The organism is Cellulosimicrobium sp. SH8 (assembly GCF_025818875.1).
Lineage (GTDB): Bacteria > Actinomycetota > Actinomycetes > Actinomycetales > Cellulomonadaceae > Cellulosimicrobium > Cellulosimicrobium cellulans_D.
The window spans coordinates 135,158-157,243 of the sequence record NZ_JAMXMH010000001.1; the positions used below are offsets into that span (position 1 = coordinate 135,158).

Annotated in this window: 15 protein-coding genes; 5 read left to right on the forward strand and 10 right to left on the reverse strand. The window is 72.8% G+C overall.

Features of this window, described 5'->3' with window-relative positions; translation table 11 throughout:
- Positions 1-64 precede the first annotated feature (64 nt).
- The 6 genes from trxA to NF338_RS00625 all read right to left on the reverse strand — a co-directional run bounded on the left by trxA (position 65) and on the right by NF338_RS00625 (position 8,546).
- Complete coding sequence (trxA, locus tag NF338_RS00600; RefSeq protein WP_087470418.1) at positions 65-397, reverse strand: thioredoxin; 333 nt, start codon at positions 395-397, stop codon at positions 65-67.
- Positions 398-444: 47 nt separating this feature from the next.
- Positions 445-1,473 carry a thioredoxin-disulfide reductase gene (trxB, locus tag NF338_RS00605; RefSeq protein WP_264028998.1) on the reverse strand — a complete coding sequence of 343 codons (1,029 nt, stop codon included), beginning with the start codon at positions 1,471-1,473 and terminating at the stop codon, positions 445-447.
- Positions 1,474-1,668: 195 nt separating this feature from the next.
- Positions 1,669-3,534: a protein kinase family protein gene (locus NF338_RS00610; protein WP_264029000.1), complete on the reverse strand. Its 1,866-nt coding sequence runs from the start codon at positions 3,532-3,534 to the stop codon at positions 1,669-1,671.
- Between the two features lie 97 nt (positions 3,535-3,631).
- Positions 3,632-5,548, reverse strand: a complete 1,917-nt coding sequence (gene murJ / locus NF338_RS00615) for a murein biosynthesis integral membrane protein MurJ (protein WP_318782932.1) — start codon at positions 5,546-5,548, stop codon at positions 3,632-3,634.
- Positions 5,545-7,830, reverse strand: coding sequence for a DUF6049 family protein (locus NF338_RS00620; protein ID WP_264029001.1), 2,286 nt, complete (start codon positions 7,828-7,830; stop codon positions 5,545-5,547). Before NF338_RS00620 ends, murJ begins: the two co-directional genes overlap by 4 nt.
- Positions 7,827-8,546, reverse strand: coding sequence for an NUDIX hydrolase (locus NF338_RS00625; RefSeq protein WP_412845774.1), 720 nt, complete (start codon positions 8,544-8,546; stop codon positions 7,827-7,829). Before NF338_RS00625 ends, NF338_RS00620 begins: the two co-directional genes overlap by 4 nt.
- An 81-nt stretch (positions 8,547-8,627) precedes the next feature.
- On the opposite strand from NF338_RS00625, the gene NF338_RS00630 reads away from it, so the two are divergent.
- Positions 8,628-10,163, forward strand: coding sequence for a CCA tRNA nucleotidyltransferase (locus NF338_RS00630; RefSeq protein WP_412845776.1), 1,536 nt, complete (start codon positions 8,628-8,630; stop codon positions 10,161-10,163).
- A 183-nt stretch (positions 10,164-10,346) separates the two neighbouring features.
- Here the strand turns inward: NF338_RS00630 and NF338_RS00635 are convergent, their stop codons facing one another.
- Positions 10,347-11,888 (reverse strand): MDR family MFS transporter, encoded by a 1,542-nt coding sequence (locus NF338_RS00635; RefSeq protein ID WP_264029002.1) that lies wholly within the window; start codon positions 11,886-11,888, stop codon positions 10,347-10,349.
- Positions 11,889-12,288: 400 nt separating this feature from the next.
- Between NF338_RS00635 and NF338_RS00640 the strand changes: the two genes are divergently transcribed.
- Positions 12,289-13,506, forward strand: coding sequence for an epoxide hydrolase family protein (locus NF338_RS00640; RefSeq protein WP_264029003.1), 1,218 nt, complete (start codon positions 12,289-12,291; stop codon positions 13,504-13,506).
- A 24-nt stretch (positions 13,507-13,530) separates the two neighbouring features.
- Here the strand turns inward: NF338_RS00640 and NF338_RS00645 are convergent, their stop codons facing one another.
- The gene (locus NF338_RS00645) at positions 13,531-14,913 is read right to left on the reverse strand and encodes an MFS transporter (protein ID WP_264029004.1); all 1,383 of its coding nucleotides are present in this window, start codon (positions 14,911-14,913) and stop codon (positions 13,531-13,533) included.
- 179 nt (positions 14,914-15,092) lie between these two features.
- On the opposite strand from NF338_RS00645, the gene NF338_RS00650 reads away from it, so the two are divergent.
- The gene (locus NF338_RS00650) at positions 15,093-16,811 is read left to right on the forward strand and encodes a glycosyl hydrolase family 18 protein (RefSeq protein WP_264029005.1); all 1,719 of its coding nucleotides are present in this window, start codon (positions 15,093-15,095) and stop codon (positions 16,809-16,811) included.
- Between the two features lie 171 nt (positions 16,812-16,982).
- Here the strand turns inward: NF338_RS00650 and NF338_RS00655 are convergent, their stop codons facing one another.
- Together NF338_RS00655 and NF338_RS00660 are read right to left on the reverse strand one after the other, a co-directional pair.
- Positions 16,983-18,074, reverse strand: coding sequence for an inositol-3-phosphate synthase (locus tag NF338_RS00655; protein WP_087470409.1), 1,092 nt, complete (start codon positions 18,072-18,074; stop codon positions 16,983-16,985).
- On the reverse strand, positions 18,071-18,766 hold the full coding sequence (locus tag NF338_RS00660) for a PadR family transcriptional regulator (protein WP_264029006.1): 696 nt from the start codon (positions 18,764-18,766) through the stop codon (positions 18,071-18,073). Before NF338_RS00660 ends, NF338_RS00655 begins: the two co-directional genes overlap by 4 nt.
- A 414-nt stretch (positions 18,767-19,180) precedes the next feature.
- Between NF338_RS00660 and NF338_RS00665 the strand changes: the two genes are divergently transcribed.
- Both NF338_RS00665 and rpsF read left to right on the forward strand, forming a co-directional pair.
- Positions 19,181-21,586, forward strand: a complete 2,406-nt coding sequence (locus tag NF338_RS00665) for a penicillin-binding protein (protein ID WP_264029007.1) — start codon at positions 19,181-19,183, stop codon at positions 21,584-21,586.
- A 151-nt stretch (positions 21,587-21,737) separates the two neighbouring features.
- The gene (gene rpsF, locus NF338_RS00670; protein WP_172819989.1) at positions 21,738-22,028 is read left to right on the forward strand and encodes a 30S ribosomal protein S6; all 291 of its coding nucleotides are present in this window, start codon (positions 21,738-21,740) and stop codon (positions 22,026-22,028) included.
- Positions 22,029-22,086 lie beyond the last annotated feature (58 nt).

Below are 22,086 nucleotides of genomic sequence, written 5' to 3' on the forward strand. Positions count from 1 at the left end.
AAGACGCCGGAGGGCGGACCGCGGTGCTCGCGGTCCGCCCTCCGGGGCGGTGGACAGGTGAGGCTCAGACGGCCGTGGCCAGCACGGCGTCGATCTCCTCGGTGAGCGCGCGCTTGGGGCGCGCTCCGATGATCGACTTCTGGAGCTCGCCGCCCACGTAGACGTTCAGCGTGGGGATGGACACGATGCCGTAGGCGCCGGTCGTCTCGGGGTTCGCGTCCGTGTCGAGCTTGGCGATCTTGATCTTGCCGTCGTACTCCTCGGCGAGCTCTTCGAGGATCGGCGCGACCTGGCGGCACGGGCCGCACCACGTCGCCCAGAAGTCGACGAGGACGGGGACCTCGGACTCGAGGACCTCGGCACGGAAGGTGTCGTCGGTGACCGGAACGGTCGGCATGGTGACCTCCTGCGGTAGGACTCGGTGGTGTGTGGACGGTCGCTGCGTCAGGCCTGGAGCTCGGCGAGCGCCTCGGGCAGCTCGTCGGGGTTCGGCGTGGTCGGCGTGCCGGCGAGGTCCTCCAGGCCGGCGGCGTCGGCGAGCTCGGTGAGGTAGCGCTGCGCGTCGAGCGCCGCGGCGCACCCGGAGCCCGCCGCCGTGATGGCCTGGCGGTAGGTGTGGTCGACGGCGTCGCCGCACGCGAACACGCCCTCGAGGTTGGTCGCGGTGGTGCGCCCGACGACCTGGATGTAGCCCTCGTCGTCCAGGTCGATCTGGCCCTTGACGAGCTCGGTGCGCGGCTCGTGACCGATCGCGACGAACAGGCCGGTCGCGGGCAGCTCGCGCTCCTGCCCGGTCACGGTGTCGCGCAGCGTCACCGCCTCGACCTTGTTCTCGCCGCCGATCGCGGCGACCTCGCTGTTCCAGGCGAACTCGATCTTCGGGTCGTTCAGGGCACGGTCGGCCATGATCTTCGAGGCGCGCAGCTCGTCGCGGCGGTGGACGAGGGTGACCTTGTCCGCGAAGCGGGTGAGGAACGTGGCCTCCTCCATCGCGGAGTCACCGCCGCCGACGACGGCGATGTGCTGGTCGCGGAAGAAGAACCCGTCGCACGTCGCGCACCAGGACACCCCGCGCCCGGACAGGCGCTTCTCGTCGTCCAGACCGAGCTCGCGGTAGGCGGACCCGGTCGCGAGGATGACCGCGCGGGCGCGGTAGGTCTCGCCGTTGCCGGTCACGACGGTCTTGACCGGTCCGTCGAGGTCGAGCAGCGTGGCGTCGTCCCACTCGATGCGCGCGCCGAACCGTTCGGCCTGCTTGCGCATGTTCTCCATGAGGTCCGGGCCCATGATCCCGTCGGGGAACCCGGGGAAGTTCTCGACGTCGGTCGTGTTCATCAGCGCGCCACCGGCGGTGACGGAGCCCGCGAGCACGAGCGGGGCCAGCCCCGCACGCGCCGCGTAGATCGCCGCGGTGTACCCCGCGGGACCGGACCCGACGACGATCAGGTTCTGGACGGCAGACTGCTCGGTCACGTGCTCTCCTCGATGCTCGGTGCGTGGCGGCCGACCACGCGAGAGTGTGAACGCCGCCAGGGCGGCTTCTGTTCCACGGTACGGGTGTTCGCGACGCTACGGCGACCAGGCGCACGGTGCGCGCGCCGTCCACGCACCGCGGCGCGGACGGTCCCGATCCGTGGGAGCCCGCCCACCGGTCGCGGCCGGTGGGCGTCAGGAGACGAGGATCTCGTTGATCTCCGCGCGGAACTCCCCGGAAGGGTTCTGCGGCAGCTCGGTGAACCACAGGACGATCGACTCCGCCTCGACCGGCTGGTCGAACGTGAACTCCACGCCGGGAGCGAGCGGTCCGGAGGCGAGGACGGTGCCCTCGGTCGGGGCGTCCGGGCTCGTGGCGCGGATCTCGACGTTGCCGCCCGTGACGGCGGTGTCGAGCACGACCGTCGAGACCGGTGCCTTCTGCTCGAGCGTGACCGAGAACCCGATCCCGGAGCGCAGTCCGGCGAAGTCCGCGGCGTTGTACCGGCGCGAGAACCAGGTCGTGTCGGGCTTCTGGTCGTAGGCGAGCGGGGCGAGCTCGGGGTGCTCCCCGTCGTTGTTCCCGGAGGCGTCGCCCTCGGGGTCGAGGGCCTGGCCGGAGGCGATCACGGGCCGGATGTCCGTCGCCGGGGGGGCCTGCTCACCCTCTGCGGTGCCACCGTCCCCCTCGGACGTGGCCTCGGACCCGTCGCCGGTCTCCTGCTCGCTCGTCTGCAAGGGGGGACGGAAGCCGTCGAACGCGGTGCCCACCGCCCAGACGACGCCCCAGACGACGAGGCCGAGGACGAGCACGAGGACGATCGGGGTGGCGTTGAACCGGCGCGGGCCTCGCCGTCGCGGTGCGGGCTCGCTCCAGGCCTGCGGTGCGTCCGTGGTCGGGGGCACGGGCGGTGGCGCGGCTGCGTACTGGACGGTCGCGGTCCCGGCGTCGTAGCCCACCGGGGGCGGCGGGACCGCGTACGCCGCGGTCGCGGGGTCCGGCGCGGGCGGCGGGACCGATGCCGTGGCGCCGGTGGCGACCCCGGCGGCGTACGCGACGCCGGGACCGGCGGAGCCCGGCACGTCCCCCACGCGGTGGATGCGGCCCGTCGTCGGGCGTCGGACCGGCGGTGCCGGCGGCGGCGTCCCCGGAGGCGCGGTCGTCGCGCCGTCGAACGCCGTGCGGACCGACTGGCGGCTCACGCCCGCCGTCGCCGGCTGCACGAACGAGGGCAGGGCCGCGACGACCGAGACCTCGCCCCAGGGCTCGACCGCGCCGACGACGTCGGCGGGGGAGCGGGGCGCGTCGCCGGCGGGTGGCGCCGTCCACTCCGCCGCCGTGCCGTGCGTGCCCGCGAAGGCGCGCGCGCAGAGCGTGTCGAGCTCGGTGGGGACGTCGGGGCGGACGGCCGAGAGCGCGAGGACCTCGTCGCCCGCGCGCTGCGCCGGGAGGGGGTGGATGGCCTCGGGGGCGATCCAGGGGACGTCCAAGGACGGTCCGGCCCAGCGCGCCGTCATCGCGTAGTAGAGGAGGGCGACGAGCCCGACGGCGTCGGTGCGCGACGTCTGGTCGGCGTCGTGCTGGTCGTGGCCCGCCACGCCCGCGTCGAGGCCGAGGCCCGTGAGGAGGACGCGGCTGCCGTCGACGCGGAGCGCGTCGGGGCGGAGCGCGAGGTGGTGCACCCCTCGCCGCCGGGCGACCTCGAGCGCGGCCGCGGCCTCGCCGACGATCGCGCGCGCCTGCTGCGGGTCGACGATGCCGCCCGCGACGACCTCGCTCAGCGTGATGCCCGTGTAGCGCTCGGTCACGACGTACGCGACGCCGTCCTCCGTCCCGACGTCGAGGACGCGCGTCAGGCGCGGGTCGACGACGAGCGCGGCGCGGCGGGCGGAGTCGAGGGCGTCGGCGACGTGCGCGCCGGAGACCAACGAGATCCGGACGGGTCGGTCGAGGATCTGGTCGTGCGCCGACCATGCCGTGACGTCCGACAGGTCGGACGCGAGCTGCTCGTCGAGCCGGTAGCGCGCGACGAGCAGTGTTCCTGGGGCCACGCCGTTCACCGGACCTCCTCCGTGGGACTCGTGGTCGACACACCATGGTACGCGGGCCCTGATTGCCCGCGTATCACCCGATTGGTTCTCGCTGGGCGCACGCCGCTCATCTCCGCACGAGCCGGCGGACGCGGCCCACGATCGGACCGGCGAGCTGGTCGAGCTCGCGCACCCGCATGAGCTTGAGCCCGCCCGCGTAGACGAGCGCCATCACGGCCCCGGCGACGGACACCACGACGACGGCCTGCCACCACGAGAGCCCGTAGATGCCGTCCGGGCCGTCGCCGGTGACGACGACGAACCCGCGCAGGACGCCCCAGCCTGCGACGGCGCTGACGAGCGCGGCGATCCCGGCCTTGACGTGCAGGCGCAGGATCCGGGCGCCGTCGAGCCCCCGCAGCGTGCGTCGCAGCCCGACGGTGCGCAGCGCGACGGCCACGAGGTTGGACACGCTCATCGCGAGGCCGATGCCCACGACCCAGAGCTGGGGCGCCAGGACCTGCGTCGCGAGCCAGGAGACGCCGACGAGCACGAGCGTGCCCGGGACCTGGATCCAGAAGACGGTCCGGCCGTCCTCGAACGCGTAGTAGACCCACTTCATGAGCACCATGCCGCCCAGGGGGACGAGCCCGAGCGCCATGGCGCGCAGCACCTCGGAGACGGCCGCGCCGGACGCGGCGTCGACGGAGGGGACGAGGAACTTGGTGATCGGCAGGGCGAGGACGACCAGGACGACGGTCGCGAAGACGGTGAAGACGCCGACGGTGCGCACGCCGCGCGAGAGGTCGTGCCGGACGAGCGCGAGGTCGCCCGCGTGCGCCGCGGCGCTCATTCCCGTGAAGAGCGCCGTCGCGATCGACACCGTCACGAGCGAGTGGGGCAGCAGGTAGATCATGAGCGCCTGCGTGTAGGCGGCGTTGCCCGCCACCGCGAGGGCGCCCGAGAACGCGTCGGGCGCGCCCGTGATCAGCCCGGTGACGGCGCCGAGGGTCCCGGGGTCGTCCCGGTACGGCCCGAACGTCTGCGCGAGCGCGGCGCGGGGGGCCTCGCTCGCGAAGCGGGTGGTGAACAGGACCCCGACCTGCTCGAGGAGGACGGCGGCGAACGTCCACAGCGCCACCTGGCCCGCGGACCGCAGACCGATGCCGTGCAGGCCGAACCGCAGGTGCCAGCGGAAGCCGGCCCGCCACAGCGGGACCACGAGGATGAGCGCCTGCGCCGCGACCCCGAGCGTCGCGGTCCCTGCGAGGAGCGCGATCTTGGACCCGTCCCACTGCGTGAGGTCGTCGACGTTGCCCACCGCCGCCGGGCCGTAGATCGCGATGAACGCCCCGAACCCGACGATCGACACCACGTTGTTGAGCACGGGTGCCCACATGAAGGGACCGAACTGGCCCCGCGCGTTGAGCACCTGCCCGAGCAGGGTGTACAGCCCGTAGAAGAAGAGCTGCGGCGTGCACCAGAAGGCGAAGGCGACCGCGAGCGACGTCTGCGGCGCGGTCCACCCCGGCCCCGTGTAGAGCGCGACGAGGATGCTCGACCCCGCGGTGAGCAGCGCCGAGAGCGCGACCAGCACGACGCCGGAGAGCGTGAGCAGCTTGTCGAGCCGCTCCTGCGTGTTGTGCGCGCGGTAGGCGCGGACGATCTGCGGCACGAGGACGGCGTTGAGGACGCCGCCCGCGAGGATCGCGAAGAGGACGTTGGGGATCTTGTTCGCGACGTCGAACGCGTCCGCGACCAGGCCCGTGGTCCCGATCGCGGCCACGAGGAGGACGTTGCGCACGAGGCCGAGCCCGCGCGAGACGAACGTGCCCGACGCCATGAGCGCGGACGAGCGGCCGAGCCCGCCCGTGCGGGGGGCGGGCGCCTCCGTGGCGCCGGCCTCCGCGGTCTCGTCCGGGGTGCCGGGCGCCGCCGGGTCGCCGGGCAGCGCCCCGGACGGGACGACGTCGCGCGTCGTGCCGGGCCGCGTGCCGTGCCCGGCGCCCGCGGGCCGGACGTGGCGGGGCTGGTCGGGGCTCACTCGACGCGCTCCTCGTCCCGGCGGGCGGGCGGCGTGGGCGGCGCGTCCGGTGCCTGCGCCCGGTCCTGCGCGGGCGGCGCCGGCTGGTCCGCCGTGGCGCCCGCCAGACGGCGGGGCGAGCGACCCCGGCGCACGGTGCGCCAGATACCGGCGACGAGCGTCAGCGCGAGGAGGACCGCGATGACCGCGGTGCCGACCGACTCCCAGTCGGCGCGGACGCGCACGATGAACTCCTGCGGCTCCGCGACGCGGACCTGGGGCTGCGCCGCGCTGACGAGCTCGACCTCGACCGTGACGTTCCCGCTCCCGAACCCCTCGACCGGAACGCCCACGCTCGTCTCGGTCGCCACCAGGTCGCCGTCCGCGTCCCGGGTGGCGGCCGGGATCGTCACCGTCCTGCGCTCGGGGGCGCGCAGCCGGGGGTCGTCCGGCCGCAGCACGACCTCGACCGTCGCGTCCTGCTCGAGGGTGCTGCGCACCCGGACGGGGAGGTCCTCCTCCTCGGCGACGAAGAGGAACGGGGCGCGGGTCTGGACGGACAGGCTTCCCTGGACCGCGGTGGACTGCTGCTCCGCGTGCTGGACGGCGAGCGTGCGCGAGGGCTCCGCTGCGCGGAACGCGACGGCGGTCGGCGTGACGAAGCCGGGCTCGAGCGGGCGCGTGATCGTCGTGGGGTCGGCGGCGACCGTCGCGAACGCGGCGAGGTCCGTGCGCGACCGGTCGAGCGCACGGAGCTGGGCGACGGTGATCTCGCCCTCGGGGGCGCCGGAGTCGGGGAGCGGTGCGCGCTCGACGGCGGGCGGCACCGACGCCAGGAGGTCGTCCACCGGGGCCAGGTCGACCCAGGTGGCCGACCGGAGGGCGTCGAGCCGTGCCGTGAAGAGCGTCGGCTCGGCCTCCCAGCTCCGGGGCAGCGCGACGACGACGTGGCGCTGCTCGGCCGGGCGCTCGCGGGCGATCACCGCGGTCTCGGCGAGGATCCGCTGCGTCGCGGTGACGCCCGACCCGTCGCCGGCGGACAGGAGGGCGGTGAGCACCGCGTCGGCGACCAGCGCCTTCACGGGGCCGGCGGCGGTCGCGACCTCGGCGACGCCGGACGGCGTGTAGGTCAGCGACTCGTCCGGTACGAGCCCGCCGGGACCGACGACCGTCGCGGTCGCGCCCGACGCCGCGGCGAGCGTCGTCGTGGCCAGGTCGGGGACGGCGTCGCCCGGCCAGGCGAGGTCGGTCCGCCACCCGGACGCCGGGTCGGTCGGCTCGCCGGACGCCGCGTTCGTGGCCTTCGTGTCGCCCGTCGTCGCGTCGTCGTCGGTCGTCAGGTCCTGTGCGGTGGGGAGCGGGGTCCCCGCCGGCAGCGCGAGACCGGCGTGCGCGAACGCCGCGACGTCCGGGTCGTAGGCGCGCAGCGCGAACGTCGACCGGCCCGCGGAGCCAGCGCTCACGGCGTCGGCCCAGCCGTTCACCGCCGGGTCGGCCGCGACCGCGGCTGCGGCGAGCAGGGCCGGGTCGGCGACCCACGCGACCTCCGGCGTACCGCCGGTCGCTGCGAGCAGGCGCCCGAGGCGACCGTCCGTCCCCACCGCGGCGGAGAGCGCGTCGTCGTAGGCCTGCGGGTCGGGGTCCACCGGGGGGCCGGTCATGGCGGCGACCACGCTCAGGCGCAGCGGGGTCACCTCGCTCGACGGCTCCCACAGGACGAAGGTGCGCTGCACGGCCAGGCGCGCGCCGCCGTCGGACACCGTGAGGGAGATGCCGCGCGGGCCCCAGTCGCTGCCTGCGTTCAGGGTGAGCTCCGCGACCGTCGCGGTGAGCGTGACCTCCGCGCTCTCGCCCGGAGCGAGGGGGGCCTCGAGGCCCTGGCTGGTGACGCCGACCCCGACACGGCCGTCGAGCCCGGTCGTGGTCCAGCTCTCGAGCGCCGACCGGGTGCTCAGCACGCGCCGGTCGACGCCGAGCGCCACCTCGGGCGCCCCGAGCGTCTCCGCGGTCCCGTTGGTCACGCGCGTGGTGACGGTGAGGGTGGCGCCCGGGCCGAGGACGGTCGGCTGCAGCGAGGACACCTCGAGCGTCACCGCGTCCTCGGTCTCCGTGGCGGCACCCGCCGTCGTGCCCGCCGTCGTGCCCTGGGGCGTGGCCGCCGCGGCGAGGGACCCGCCGAGGACGACGCCGACGGTCAGGACCAGCAGGACGACCAGGGCGACGAGGAGGCGAGCGGACCTGCCGAGGAGCGAGGCTGACGCGGCGCCGCCGAGGCGCGCGCCGCTGCTGGGGGAGGGCGTCATGAGTGGTCGGTCGAGCTCCGTGGGGCGGGCGGTGCCGGGCCGCCGCGGCCGTCGTGCGGACGGCCGGGCGAGCGGACGATCGTCCGGGTCACCCTACTCTCGACCACCCCGTGGAACCGCGCCGGTCTGCCCTCGAGGACGCTCTGCGCGACGACGGCGATCCGGCGCTCGTTCGGGTAGGCGAGCCGGTCGGGCAGGTCCGCCACGGGGATCCACGCGACGTCCTCGGCCTCGCCGTCCGGGTCGCCCTCGACCGTGAGGAACCCGCCCGTCGCGCGCAGGAGGAAGTGGTGCACGACCTTGTGCACGCGGCGGTCGTCGCCGGTGAACCAGTAGTCGATGACGCCGAGCGGCTCCTGCACCGCTCCGTGGATGCCCGTCTCCTCCGCGATCTCGCGGACCGCGGCCTGCTCCGGCGTCTCGTCGCCCTCGAGGTGGCCCTTGGGCAGGCACCACTCGAGGCGCCCGCCCCGGTTGCGCCGCGCGATGATCGCCGCGCACAGGTCGCCGCCCGCGACCGTGACGACGAGCCCGCCGGCCGAGACCTCGTCGACGACGGGCAGCGGCGGCGGCGCGGGGGCAGGACGCGAACGCGGGTCGATGCGCAGCGCGTGCCCGCCGGGCGGGGCGGGGACCGGGAGGGGCTGCCCGCGACCGCTGTCACGCCCGCCCGCCGGATCCCTCCGGGGCTCGTGGGCGTGCGCAGGGGTGGACATGTCCCAACTTTACCGAGTGGACGTCGGCTCCCCGGGACCGGCTCCCCGGTGCGGGCGTCGCATCTGGCAGGCTTGGGTGTCGTGCCCCAGCCTTCGTCGTCCCCGCCGTCACCTCCGCCGGCATCTCAGCCGACGCCGCAGCCGACGCCGCAGTCGCTCGAGCTGCAGCGTCGAGCCCTCGCCGTCCTCACCGAGATGGCGCCCGCGGCGATCGAGCTCGGCGAGGCGTTCCGCGCCGCGGGTCACGAGCTCGCGCTCGTGGGCGGGCCCGTCCGCGACGCGTTCCTCGGGCGGGCGAGCAACGACCTCGACTTCGCCACGTCCGCGTCGCCCGACGAGACCGAGGCGCTCCTCGCGCGCTGGGGCGACGCCCACTGGGACATCGGCAAGGAGTTCGGCACGATCGGGGCGAAGCGGTTCGGCCGTGGTGGCCCGGGCGACGACCTCGTCGTCGAGGTGACGACGTACCGCACCGACGAGTACGACCCGACGTCGCGCAAGCCCGTCGTCGCGTTCGGCGACACGCTCGAGGGCGACCTGTCGCGCCGGGACTTCACCGTCAACGCGATGGCGGTGCGCGTCCCGGAGATGACGTTCGTCGACCCCTTCGACGGCCTCGACGACCTCGCGCGCCGCGTGCTGCGCACGCCGATCGCCCCCGAGCGCTCGTTCGACGACGACCCGCTGCGCATGATGCGCGCCGCGCGCTTCGCGGCCCAGCTCGGGTTCGACGTCGACGGCGGCACGCTCGCCGCGCTCGTCCTCATGACCGAGCGCATCGAGATCGTGTCCGCCGAGCGCGTGCGGGACGAGCTCTCGAAGCTCCTGTGCGCGACGTCGCCGCGCCGCGGTCTCGAGGTGCTCGTGGACACCGGCCTCGCCGACCACGTGCTGCCCGAGCTGCCCGCGCTCAAGCTCGAGATCGACGAGCACCACCGGCACAAGGACGTGTACGAGCACTCGCTCACGGTGCTCGACCAGGCGATCGCCCAGGAGACCGGGCCCGACGGCGCGGTCCCGGCCCCCGACCTCGTGCTCCGCCTGGCCGCGCTGCTGCACGACGTCGGCAAGCCGCCGACGCGCCGCTTCGAGCCCGGGGGCGGCGTGAGCTTCCACCACCACGAGGTCGTCGGCGCCAAGATGGTCGCCAAGCGCCTCAAGGCGCTGCGGTACGACAAGCAGGTCGTCAAGGACGTCGCCCGCCTCGTCGAGCTGCACCTGCGGTTCCACGGCTACGGCGACGGCGCCTGGACCGACTCCGCCGTGCGCCGGTACGTGACCGACGCCGGACCGCTGCTCGAGCGGCTGCACCGCCTCACGCGCGCCGACTGCACGACCCGCAACCGGCGCAAGGCCCAGCGGCTGCGCGAGTCGTACGACGACCTCGAGCGCCGCATCGCCGACCTCCAGGAGAAGGAGGAGCTCGACGCCGTCCGCCCGGACCTCGACGGCCAGCAGATCATGGCGATCCTCGGGATCCGGCCGGGGCCGGTGGTGGGGAAGGCGTACAAGCACCTGCTCGAGCTGCGCCTCGACCGCGGCCCGGTCGACGAGGAGACGGCGCGAGCGGACCTCCTGGCCTGGTGGGCCGACCAGCCGGAGTCGTCCACCTCCTGAGCGGCGAGGCGTCCTGTTCGGTCCGGGCGAGACCTCCGGGGCGGTCGTGCCGGGTCTACCATCCGCGCCGCTCGTTCCTCGCGCCGCTCCCGCCAGACCCGCCACGACCCGGCACGACCGCCCCTCCGGCCTCGCCCTCGGCGGTCGCGTCGCCTCCGGGCGGGCGCGCGACGCGGCGAGGACTCAGACGTCGTCGGTGGCCAGGGCGGCCTCGACCTTGACGTCCTCGACCGGTGCGTCCTGCGTGCGGTCCTGCGCGGGGCCGTGGCCGGCGCCGTGGTCCTGCGGCGCGCTGCGACGCAGGAGGAACGAGAGGCCCACGGCCACGAGCATGACGGCCGTGCCCCAGACGAACGCGTCGCCGACCCCCTCGGCCAGCGCCGCCTGCGGTGACGCGCCCGCCTCGCCGTAGGCGATGGAGCGGGTCGTCATGACGGCGACGAACATGGCCGTGCCCGCGGCGCCCGCGAGCTGCTGCACGGTGCCGATCGACGCCGACCCGTGCGAGTACTGGTGCGGTTCGAGCGCCGAGAGCGCGGACGTGAACAGCGGCGTGAACATGAACGCGAGGCCCAGGCTCAGCGTGACGTGCAGCGCGAGGACGAACCACGGCGACGAGTCCGCGTGGATCGTCGTGAACGCGGCGAGGGCGACGGCGACGACGCTCACGCCGGGGATGACGAGCGGGCGCGGGCCCACCCGGTCGTAGAGCCGTCCGACGGTCGGGCCGAGCAGACCCATGAGGAGCCCGCCCGGGAGCACGATGAGGCCGGTCGCGAGCGGCTCCAGACCCATCGCGTCCTGCAGGAACAGCGGCAGGAGGATGAGCGAGCCGAACATGGCGACCATGCCGACCGCCATGATGCCGAGCGGGACGCTGAAGCCACGGTGCGTGAACACGCGGAGGTCGAGCAGCGCGCGGTCGTCGCGCTGGAGGACGAGCTGGCGCCACACGAACGCTCCGAGCGCGAGAGCGCCGAACGCGATGGGCACCGCCGGCGGGACGACGGGCGTGTGGCGCGCGGCCTCGCCGATGCTGGAGAGCCCGTAGACCAGGCCGCCGAACGCGAACGCCGCGAGGACCAGGGAGAACGGGTCGAGGCGCGAGTGCGTACGGTCGGCGACGTCCCGGATGTACAGGAAGCCGAGGACGAGCGCGACGAGCGCGATCGGGAGGACGATCCCGAACACCCACCGCCAGCTCAGCGAGTTGAGGATGAGGCCGGAGAGCGACGGGCCCAGCGCGGGTGCCGCGGCCATGACGATCGAGATGTTGCCCATGACCTTGCCGCGGATCGTCGGCGGGACCAGGGTCATGATCGTCGTCATGAGCAGCGGCATCATGATCGCCGTGCCCGACGCCTGCACGACGCGGCCGGTCAGCAGCCACGCGAAGCCCGGCGAGACGGCGGCGAGCAGCGTGCCCGCGCTGAACAGGGACATCGCGAGCAGGTACGCGCCGCGCGTCCCGAGGCGCTGGAGCAGGAACCCGGTCGCCGGGATGACGACCGCCATCGTCAGCATGAACGCGGTCGTGAGCCACTGGCCCGTGCTGGCCGTGATGCCGAGGTCCTCCATGAGCGGCGCCAGCGCGACGCTCATGGTCGTCTCGTTGAGGATCACGACGAACGCGGAGCCGAGCAGCAGCGCGATGACGAGGAAGTCCGCCCGGGGTAGCCGGTCGACGGGGGCCGCCGAGGTGTCGTGGGTGGGGGAGGCTGTCACGGGGTGTCTCCGCTCGCGTGGGTGGCGGCCCGGGCCCAGGTTCGGACCCGGTCGGGGCAGGGCGGGCTGCGTGGGGGCAGCACGGGAGTCGCGTGCGGTGCACGCGACGACGGTGTCGGTTCTCGGTCGGCGGGGCCACGGGGGATGGGTGACCCGGGACGATCAGCGCGGCCCAGCCACGTCGATCCGTACCCTGTACGACCATCCACCATCCTGCGTTATTCCCGTCCGACGTGACGACCTCTTTTCGCTCGCGGACTCATCGGTGCTGCCGACAGCAGAAGCCGTGGTCGTGCCGCGTGAGGTGATCGGGGGAGGTGCGACCAGAAGAGGACGGCGGGTGACCGCTACCCGGCCTAGCGTCGAGGACGGACCCGCACCCCGACACCGGAGGCCCCTGATGGAGTTCCGACCGTTCACGATCGACGTCCCGCAGGTCGAGCTCGACGACCTGCGCGAGCGCCTCGCCCGCACCCGCTGGCCCGCCGAGCTCCAGGAGCATGGCTGGGAGCGCGGCACCGAGCTGTCGACGATGCGTCGCCTCGTCGCGCACTGGGTGGACGGGTACGACTGGCGCGCGCAGGAGGCGCGTCTGAACCGCTTCCACCACCTCGTCGCCACGATCGCCGGCCGCGACCTCCACGCGATCCACGAGCGTGCGGTGCGCCCGGACGCTCCGGCGATCCTTCTGCTGCACGGCTGGGCGGACTCGTTCTACCGGTTCGCGCACGTCGTCGACCGCCTCACGGGCCGCGATCCCGCGGTCGGCCCCGACGAGCCGGTGTTCGACGTCGTCGTCCCGTCGCTGCCAGGCTTCGACTTCTCGGACCAGCCCGAGGCCGGGACGGTGAGCGGCGCGCAGAGCGCCGAGGTCGTCGCGAGCCTCATGGCGGGCCTCGGCTACGACCGCTACCTCGTGCACGGCGGCGACTGGGGCGGTGTCGTCGCGCAGGAGGTGGCGCGCGCCCACCCCGACCGCGTCGTCGGCCTCCACCTCACCGACGTCCCGTTCCCCAACCTGTTCCTCGTCGACCGCGACACGGCGAGCGAGGGGGAGCGCGCGATGTTCGCCGCGGTCGACGCCTGGGGCGAGACGCACGGCGGGTACGTCGGGATCCAGTCGTCGCGCCCGCTCACGCTGTCCTACGGTCTGAGCGACTCGCCCGTCGGTCTCGCCGCTTGGCTCGTCGACCACTTCGGCCACCTCTCCGACACCCTGCCGTCCGACGACGACCTGCTCACCAACGTGATGCTCTACTGGCTCGCCAACTCGATCCGCTCCTCGATGCGCCTCTACAACGAGGGGCTCGACGGCGACTGGGGCGGTGAGTCGGGGGGCGACGCAGGGGACGACGCCGCATGGTCGGGCGGGGAGGGCGCCGACGCCGCATGGTCGGGCGAGGAGAGTGCCGACGCCGGCTGGTCGCAGCGCATCGACGTGCCGACGGCGGTCGCCGTCTTCCCGCGCGACATCTCGCAGCCTCCGCGCGAGTACGCGGAGCGGTTCTTCGACGTCCGGCGGTTCACCACGATGCCGCGCGGCGGGCACTTCGCCGCGCTCGAGGAGCCGCAGCTCGTCGTCGACGACCTCCGGGCCTTCGCCTCCGAGCTCGGCTGAGCCCGACGGTGCGGCCGGGCCCTGTCAGGCGCCCGGTCGCCCGGCCGGGACGTCGTCGGTGGCCGACCCCTCGTCGGGCGCGCCGGCCTCGGGGGCCGGCCGCGCGCCGTCGGGCACGACGGCGTCCCCCGCCCCGGCCGGGGTCCGCGCCCCGCGCGTCCACATCACGAGCGCGGCGAGCGCGTAGGCGACCGCGAGGGCGACGAACACGCCGCGCGACCACCCCGTGTCGGGGAGCGTGAACGCTGCCAGGGCGGCCGCGCCGACGAACGCCGCGTTGTACAGGACGTCGTAGAACGCGAAGGCCCTGCCGCGGTACTCGTCGTCGGTGTCGCGCTGGACGATCGTGTCCACCGCGATCTTGGTGCCCTGCGCGGCGAGCCCGAGCAGGGCGGCGCCCGTGTACACGACCGCGCGCGACGGCGTCGTGACGAGGAGGAGCTGGCTCGCCGCGGCGAGCAGCAGCATGATCGCGATCCACACCTGCGGGCCCGTGTACCGGGAGAGCGTGGGGGTCAGCACCATGGCGCCAGCACCGCCCAGGCCCGTCAGGCCGACGACGATCGCGAAGGTCGCCATGCCGGCCGTCTGGCTCCCCGCGTCGAGGAGGTTCCGGGCGATGAGGATCGACGCGATGAAGACCACGCCGTAGAGGAAGCGGTGGGTGGCCATCGCGAGCAGCGCCTGGCCCGGGGTGCGGCGCGCGACGAGGTACCGGGCGCCGTCGGCCAGGCCGCGCGCGACCTTGACGATCTCCGACCGGATCGCCGACTCGGCAGGGCGTTCCGGGCCGAGCTGCGTGCGGCCGAGACGCAGCGCGAGCAGCGACGCGATCCCGAACACGAGCGCCGCGCACACGAGCGCGGACGAGTCCTTGACCCGGCCCGGCTCGAACGCGAGCCCCAGGACGAACCCGATCCCGCCCCCGACGAACGCCGCACCGGCGCCCAGCGTCGGGGTCAGGGAGTTCGCGGTGAGGAGCAGCGGACCGTCGACGACGCGCGGCAGGCCCGCGGACAGGCCCGCGAGGAGGAAGCGGTTCACCGACAGCGCCGCGAGCCCGAGGGCGTAGATCCACCCGCTCACGCCGCCCGAGAGCATGAGCGCCGCCATGCCCAGCGTGATGACCACGCGGACCGCGTTGCCCCAGGCGAGCACCTGTCGGCGCTGCCACCGGTCGAGGAACACGCCCGCGAACGGCCCCACGATCGTGAACGGCGCCAGCATCACCGCGAACGCGCCTGCGATCGCCGCCGCGGTGCCCTGCGACTCGGGCGAGAAGAACAGCAGCGACGCCAGGCCGACCTGGAACATGCCGTCACCCGCCTGCGACACGAGCCGGACGGCGAACAGCTTGCGGAAGCCGCGCAGCCGCAGCAGCGCTCGCAGCTCGGCGACGACACTCACCCCTCAACCCTAGGCGGTCGACGCGGTCGGCCGGGACGTCATCGACGGGCCCGGCCGACGACGTCCCGTTCTCGCATCCTGGGAACGTCTGGGCAAGAACCATTAGGAAGGTTACCTTTGTGTTTTCGTCACGACCCGCCACAGTGGCCGGGCCCAGAGAAGCAGCGAGGCATTCTCGAATGACACGAACCCCCAGGACGGCAGCCGCAGGGCTCGCCTTCGCAGCGACGGCGGCGCTCGTCGCCGGCACGGTCGGCACGGCGTACGCCGCACCCGCGACCGCCGGCGGAGACGGCGCCAACGGCTACAAGACCGTCGGCTACTACCCCGCGTGGGACGCCGGCAACGAGGACGGCTACCAGGTGGCCGACCTCCAGACCACCGGGGCGGCGTCGGACCTGACGCATCTCAACTACGCGTTCGGCAACGTCACGACCGACCTGGTCTGCGACATCACCGACCGGGAGGACCCCGTCGACGGCGGGCTCCAGGGCGACCCCCTCAACGACTACGTGCAGCTCAAGCCGGCCGGGCAGGCCGTCGACGGCGTCGCGGACACCGCCGACCAGGCGCTCGCGGGGAACTTCAACCAGCTCAAGAAGCTCAAGGAGGCCAACCCGGGCCTGAAGGTCCTCATCTCGCTCGGCGGCTGGACCTGGTCGGACAACTTCTCCGACGCCGTGTCCACGCCGGAGAACCGCGAGCGGCTCGTCGAGTCCTGCATCGACGTGTACTTCCGCGGGAACCTGCCCGTCGTCCAGGACGCGGAGAACGGCACCAAGGGTGGCGACGGCGTCGCCGCCGGTATCTTCGACGGCGTCGACTTCGACTGGGAGTGGCCCGGCGCGACAGGCGAGCACCCCACGCCGCGACCCGAGGAGGACGCGGAGAACTTCGTCCAGTTCGCGCAGCTCCTGCGCGCCGAGCTCGACGAGCTCGGCACCGAGACCGGCGAGGACTACCTCCTCACCGGCTTCGCACCGGCCGGCTGGGCCCCGCGCACCTATGGTGGCTGGCTCGACCCGCGCTTCGTCGAGGCGCTCGACTTCATCAACGTCCAGGGCTACGACTACCACGGCGACTGGAACACCACCCGCACGGGTCACCAGGGCAACCTGCACGTCTACGAGGACCCGACGACGGGGGAGCCCGCCAACTGGGGCCTCGCCGCCGACGGTGTCCTCGGCGCATACCACGCCGCCGGGTGGCCCAAGGAGAAGCTCGTGCTCGGCATGGCCGCGTACGGCTACGGCTGGAAGAACGTCACCGACCCGACGCCCGGTGCCGCGGCGGACGGCGCGCTCCCGTTCACGTACTACTCGGAGATCAAGGCGAAGGGCCTCCCGGAGTACTACGACGAGGTCGCCGGACAGGGCTACTTCTACGGCGACGGCGAGTGGTGGACCGCGGACACCCCGCGGTCCGTGACGGCCAAGGCCGAGTACCTCGCCACCAACGGCTACGGCGGCGGCTACTTCTGGGACCTCGCCGGTGACGACGACAACGAGCTCCTCGGGACCCTCCGAGGCACGTTCGAGATCGCCACCCCCGGGCCCCTCGTCCCCGCCGACGCGGCAGCCCCCTGGTACGCGACCGGCGTGTACACCGCGGGAGACGTCGTCTACCACGACGGCGTCGAGTACCGCGCCGCGTGGTGGACCCGGAACCAGGAGCCCGGCCAGCCGAACGGCCCCTGGCGCGCCATCGGCGGCGCCGGCACCGCCCCCGCCGGAGAGGCACCCGCGTGCGGCGACGCCTGGGACGCCGACCGCACCTACACCACGGGCGACGTCGTCACCCGCGCGGGCGTGAACCACACCGCGCAGTGGTGGACCACCGGGTCCCAGCCCGGCACCGATGCGTACGGCGCCTGGGACGCGGGCAGCCCCTGCGTCTGACGCACAGCGCCACGAGCGAGGCCCCTGCCGATCATCGGCAGGGGCCTCGCCCGTGTCTCGACCTGCGATGCGCTCCAGGTCAGCGCTCGACGTTCTTGGTCGCGCTGACCTTGCGCTCCGTTCCGGGCGAGCGCCTCGTTCCTCGGCCCTCACCCTGCACTGCGCTCCAGGTCAGCGCTCGACCTCACCGGCGATGAAGGCCTCCAGCTGCGCACGACCCTTCGTGTCCTCCATCTGGACCGGCGGGGACTTCATGAAGTAGGTCGAGGCCGAGAGGATCGGGCCGCCGACGCCGCGGTCCTTGGCGATCTTCGCGGCGCGCACGGCGTCGATGATGATGCCCGCGGAGTTGGGGGAGTCCCAGACCTCGAGCTTGTACTCGAGGTTCAGCGGGACCTCGCCGAACGCGCGGCCCTCGAGACGCACGTACGCCCACTTGCGGTCGTCGAGCCACGCGACGTAGTCCGACGGGCCGATGTGGACGTTGCGGTCCTCCTTCTTGCCGCCGAGCGGGCCCTCGAGGTTCGAGGTCACGGCCTGCGTCTTGGAGATCTTCTTGGACTCCAGGCGCTCACGCTCGAGCATGTTCTTGAAGTCCATGTTGCCGCCGACGTTGAGCTGGTACGTGCGGTCCAGCACGACGCCGCGGTCCTCGAAGAGCTTGGCGAGCACGCGGTGCGTGATCGTCGCGCCGACCTGCGACTTGATGTCGTCGCCGACGATCGGCACGCCGGCCTCCTCGAACTTCGCGGCCCACTCCGGGTCGGACGCGATGAAGACGGGGAGCGCGTTGACGAACGCCACGCCGGCGTCGATCGCGGCCTGCGCGTAGAACTTCGCGGCCTGCTCGGAGCCCACGGGGAGGTAGCAGACGAGCACGTCGACCTGGGCCTCGCGCAGCGCGGCGACGACGTCGACCGGCTCCGCGTCCGACTCCTCGATCGTCTGCGCGTAGTACTTGCCGATGCCGTCGAGGGTCGGGCCGCGCTGGACGGTCACGCCGAGCGGCGGGACGTCCGCGATCTTGATCGTGTTGTTCTCCGAGGCGTTGATGGCCTCCGAGAGGTCGAAGCCGACCTTCTTCGCGTCGACGTCGAACGCCGCCACGAAGTCCAGGCTCGACACGTGGTAGTCGCCGAACTGCACGTGCATGAGGCCCGGGACGGTGGCGCTCGGGTCGGCGTCACGGTAGAAGTGCACGCCCTGGACGAGGGACGATGCGCAGTTGCCTACGCCGACGATGGCGACGCGGATGGAGGTCATCCTCGCTCCTTGGTGTTCGTTGTTCCAGGGTCCTCGGGACGCCTCGCGCCGTCGGGCTCCTGCTCGGATGGTTCCGCAGGATGCGGGGTGCTGCTGGTCCGCGCACGGGTGGTGCTCCGGGAGTGCCCGAAGCTCCGGTCGCGCTCGGTGGTGATGAGACCGTCGAGCCAGCGCACCTCGCGCTCGACCTGCTCGAGTCCGTGACGTTGCAGCTCGAGCGTGTACTCGTCGAGCCGCTCGCGGGTGCGAGCCGCGGACTCCCTGACCGCCTCCAGCCTCTCCGTGAGCCGGGTGCGCCGGCCCTCGAGGATGCGGATGCGGGTCTCGGCGTCGGTCTGCGCGAAGAACGCGAACCGGACGTCGAAGCTCTCGTCCTCCCACGCGGCCGGCCCCGACGAGGCCAGCACGCTCTGGAGGTGCTCCTTGCCCTCGGCCGTCAGCTCGTAGACGATCCGCGCGCGCTTGCCCGAGAGGGCGGGCGCGAGCGTCGACTGCGCCGCGGACTGCTCCGTGCCGGTGATGAGCCCGCGGGCCACCAGCGACTTGAGGGCGGGGTACAGCGAACCGTAGGACAGCACGCGGAACGACCCGAGCATGAGGTTGAGCCGCTTGCGCAGCTCGTACCCGTGCAGCGGGGACTCCTTGAGGAGGCCGAGGATCGCGGTCTCGAGCACCGGTGTCTTGCTGCGCACGAACCCACCTCCTGACGCACCTCGGGCGTGCCGCGACGGGCTCGCTGTGACCTGATGATCGACTCGATGTATCGAGTCGATACATCGACAGGTTAGGTCGTCTCGATGCGTCGTGCAATCTTCGGGGAGTGTCGCGCATCGCGCCACAGATGTGAAGGACCCGCGGAGGCGGCGGGACGCCACGGCGAATCAATGGCGCACGATCGCGCTGTCAGTGCTGCAGACCCTTGTCCCGACAGGGCGACGCCCTATTGTTCAGGGTGGTCCGGCGTGTGCCGACCCCGTGCCCGACGACGTCCCGCGCCCGAGGCGGGGACGCGCCGTCGGGCAGGTGGTCCGCTCGCGGCGGGCCACGAGCAGGTCCGCGGACGACGTGGAGCCGGCTTCCCGTTGCCCCCCAGAGGAAGGTAGACCGTGGCGCGATCCACGAGGACGAACGGACGGACGACCCCCCGCGGGCGCCGTCGGTTCTTCAACTACCCGCGCTCGCACGTCAAGAGCTTCCGCCGCTGGCTGCCGTCGTGGCGCGTCGTCGTCGGGACCATGCTCACCGGTGTCGCGCTCGTCGCGGGCGTGCTCGTCGCGGCGTGGGTCACGACCGACGTCCCGACGAAGCTGCCGAGCGTCGGGGCGCAGACGTCCACGGTGTACTGGGGCGACGAGACGACCGAGATGGGGACGTACGCGGTCGAGAACCGCGAGATCGTCGACTACGCGTCACTGCCCGACTATGTGGGCAACGCCGTCGTCGCCTCGGAGGACAGCACCTTCTGGACCAACTCCGGCGTGGACTTCCGAGGCATCGCACGTGCCTTCTACAACAACCTCAAGGGCGGCGGCCGCCAGGGCGCCTCGACGCTCACGCAGCAGTACGTCGAGCGGTACTACACGGACACCGTCACGGACTACGCGGGCAAGGCCCGCGAGGCGATCCTCGCGCTGAAGATCACGCAGAAGCAGAAGAAGGAAGACATCCTCGGGAACTACCTGAACACGATCTACTTCGGCCGCGGGGCGTACGGCATCCAGGCGGCCGCGCAGAAGTACTACGGCGTGAACGCGGCGGACCTGACGATCTCCCAGGCCGCGATGATCTCGGGCATCATCCCCAACCCGACGAACTGGGACCCCGCGAACAACCCCGAGCAGGCGCAGCACCGCTGGGAGCGGTCGCTCAAGAACATGCGGGACGACGGCCACATCGACAAGGCCCAGTGGGACGAGGCGATCGCGGCCGGTTTCCCGGAGCCGATCCCGTACGTGAAGTCGGACAAGTACGCCGGGCCGACCGGGTATCTGCTCGCCATGGTCGAGAAGGAGCTGGCGAGCGAGGGCATCGACATCTCGGAGGCCGACCTCACGAGCAAGGGCTACAAGATCACCACGACGATCGACCCGGCGATGCAGCAGGCCGCGGTCGCGACCATCGACTCCCTTCCCCAGGAGGGCCGCGGCGACGACAACCCCGTCTCCCCGAACCTCCGGGCAGCGCTCGTGTCCATCGACCCGAACGACGGCTCCATCCGTGCGCTGTACGGCGGTGCCGACTTCCTCCAGAACCAGTACAACAACGCGACGCTCGGCGCCGCTCAGGGCGGATCGACCTTCAAGCCGTTCACGCTCGTCGCGGCGCTCGAGAACGGCCACACCCTCGACGAGCGCTATGACGGCAACTCCCCGCTCACGTTCGAGGGGGCGAACGACGGCGGCGACTGGAAGGTCCGCAACTTCGGCGACGCGTCGTACGGGAACATCGACCTGGTCAAGGCCACGGCCAACTCGGTGAACACCGTCTATGCCGAGCTCAACATCGAGACCGGGCCGGAGAAGACGGCCGAGGTGGCGCACCGCCTGGGCATCGACGAGGACACCGAGGTGCAGGGCAACGCGGCGAACGTGCTCGGCACCGCGACGGTGACGCCGCTCGAGCTGACGAACGCGTACGCGACCATCGCAGCCGGAGGACAGCGGGCGACCCCGCACATCGTCGCGAAGGTCGTCGACGCACGCGGAAACGTGAAGTACCAGGCGCCCGGTGCGGACAAGCGCGTCGCCGAGTTCAACACCGACACGATGGCGGCGACGCAGTACGCGTTGTCCCAGGTCGTCGAGCAGGGCTCGGGCGAGCCCGCGAAGGCGCTCGGCCGCCCGGCTGCCGGCAAGACCGGTACCTCGAACGAGAACAAGTCGGCCTGGTTCGCCGGCTTCACGCCGGGGCTCGCGACCGTCGTCGGTCTGTACCAGACCGGCCCGAACAACGAGCAGGAGCAGATCACGCCGTTCGGGCGCTGGGCCGACATGCGCAACCCCGAGATCACGGGTGGTTCGTGGCCGGTCGAGGCGTGGACGTCGTACATGCAGGCCGCGACGGCGAACCTGCCGGTCGGCGAGTTCCTCACGTACACGCCGCCCAAGCCGCAGCCGACGGAGACGCCCACCGAGACCCCGACGGAGACCCCGACCGAGGACACACAGCCGGAGGAGCCGGTCGAGCCGGAGCAGCCGGAGAACGTCACCGTTCCGGGTGACCTTCAGGGACGGACCGTCGACGACGCCAAGGCGGCGCTCAGGGCGCTCGGGCTCAAGTGGGCGGTCACCGAGGAGTTCTCGAACGAACCGCGCGGGGTCGTCATCAAGGCGGGTTCGGCGGGTGCGGAGGTCCCACCCGGTTCGACGATCGCCCTCGTGGTCTCCAAGGGAACGGACCCGGGTCAGCAGCCCGAGAACCCTGACCCGACCGAGACACCGACCGACCAGCCCACCGAACCCGGCTCCGGGAACGGGAACGGGAACGGCGGTGGACCGGGCGGAGGCGGCTGACCCGGCCGACCGCAGATTTCCAGGGGCCCGCGCCGAGCGGGTACCCTGGGGAGCTGCCGTCCGCTCGTCGGACGGCAGCAGCACGAATGCATGAACCCTCCTGTCACGGAGAGACCGTGACCGCGAAGACCAGAGGAGGTGGGTTATCCGCATGCGTCAGTACGAACTGATGATCATCCTCGACCCCGAGATCGAGGAGCGCACCGTCGCCCCGTCGCTCGACAAGTACCTGTCGGTCATCAAGACCGACGGCGGCTCCGTCGACAAGGTGGACATCTGGGGTCGTCGCCGCCTGGCGTACGACATCAAGAAGAAGTCCGAGGGCATCTACGCGGTCGTCGACTTCACGTCGACCTCCGACACCGCCAAGGAGCTGGACCGTCAGCTCGGCCTCAACGAGGTCGTCCTGCGGACCAAGATCCTGCGCACGGACGCTCGCTGATCCTCCCCGCGTCCCCCGTTCGACCGTCCCGCACCGGGACGCTCCACGCCGTAGCGCG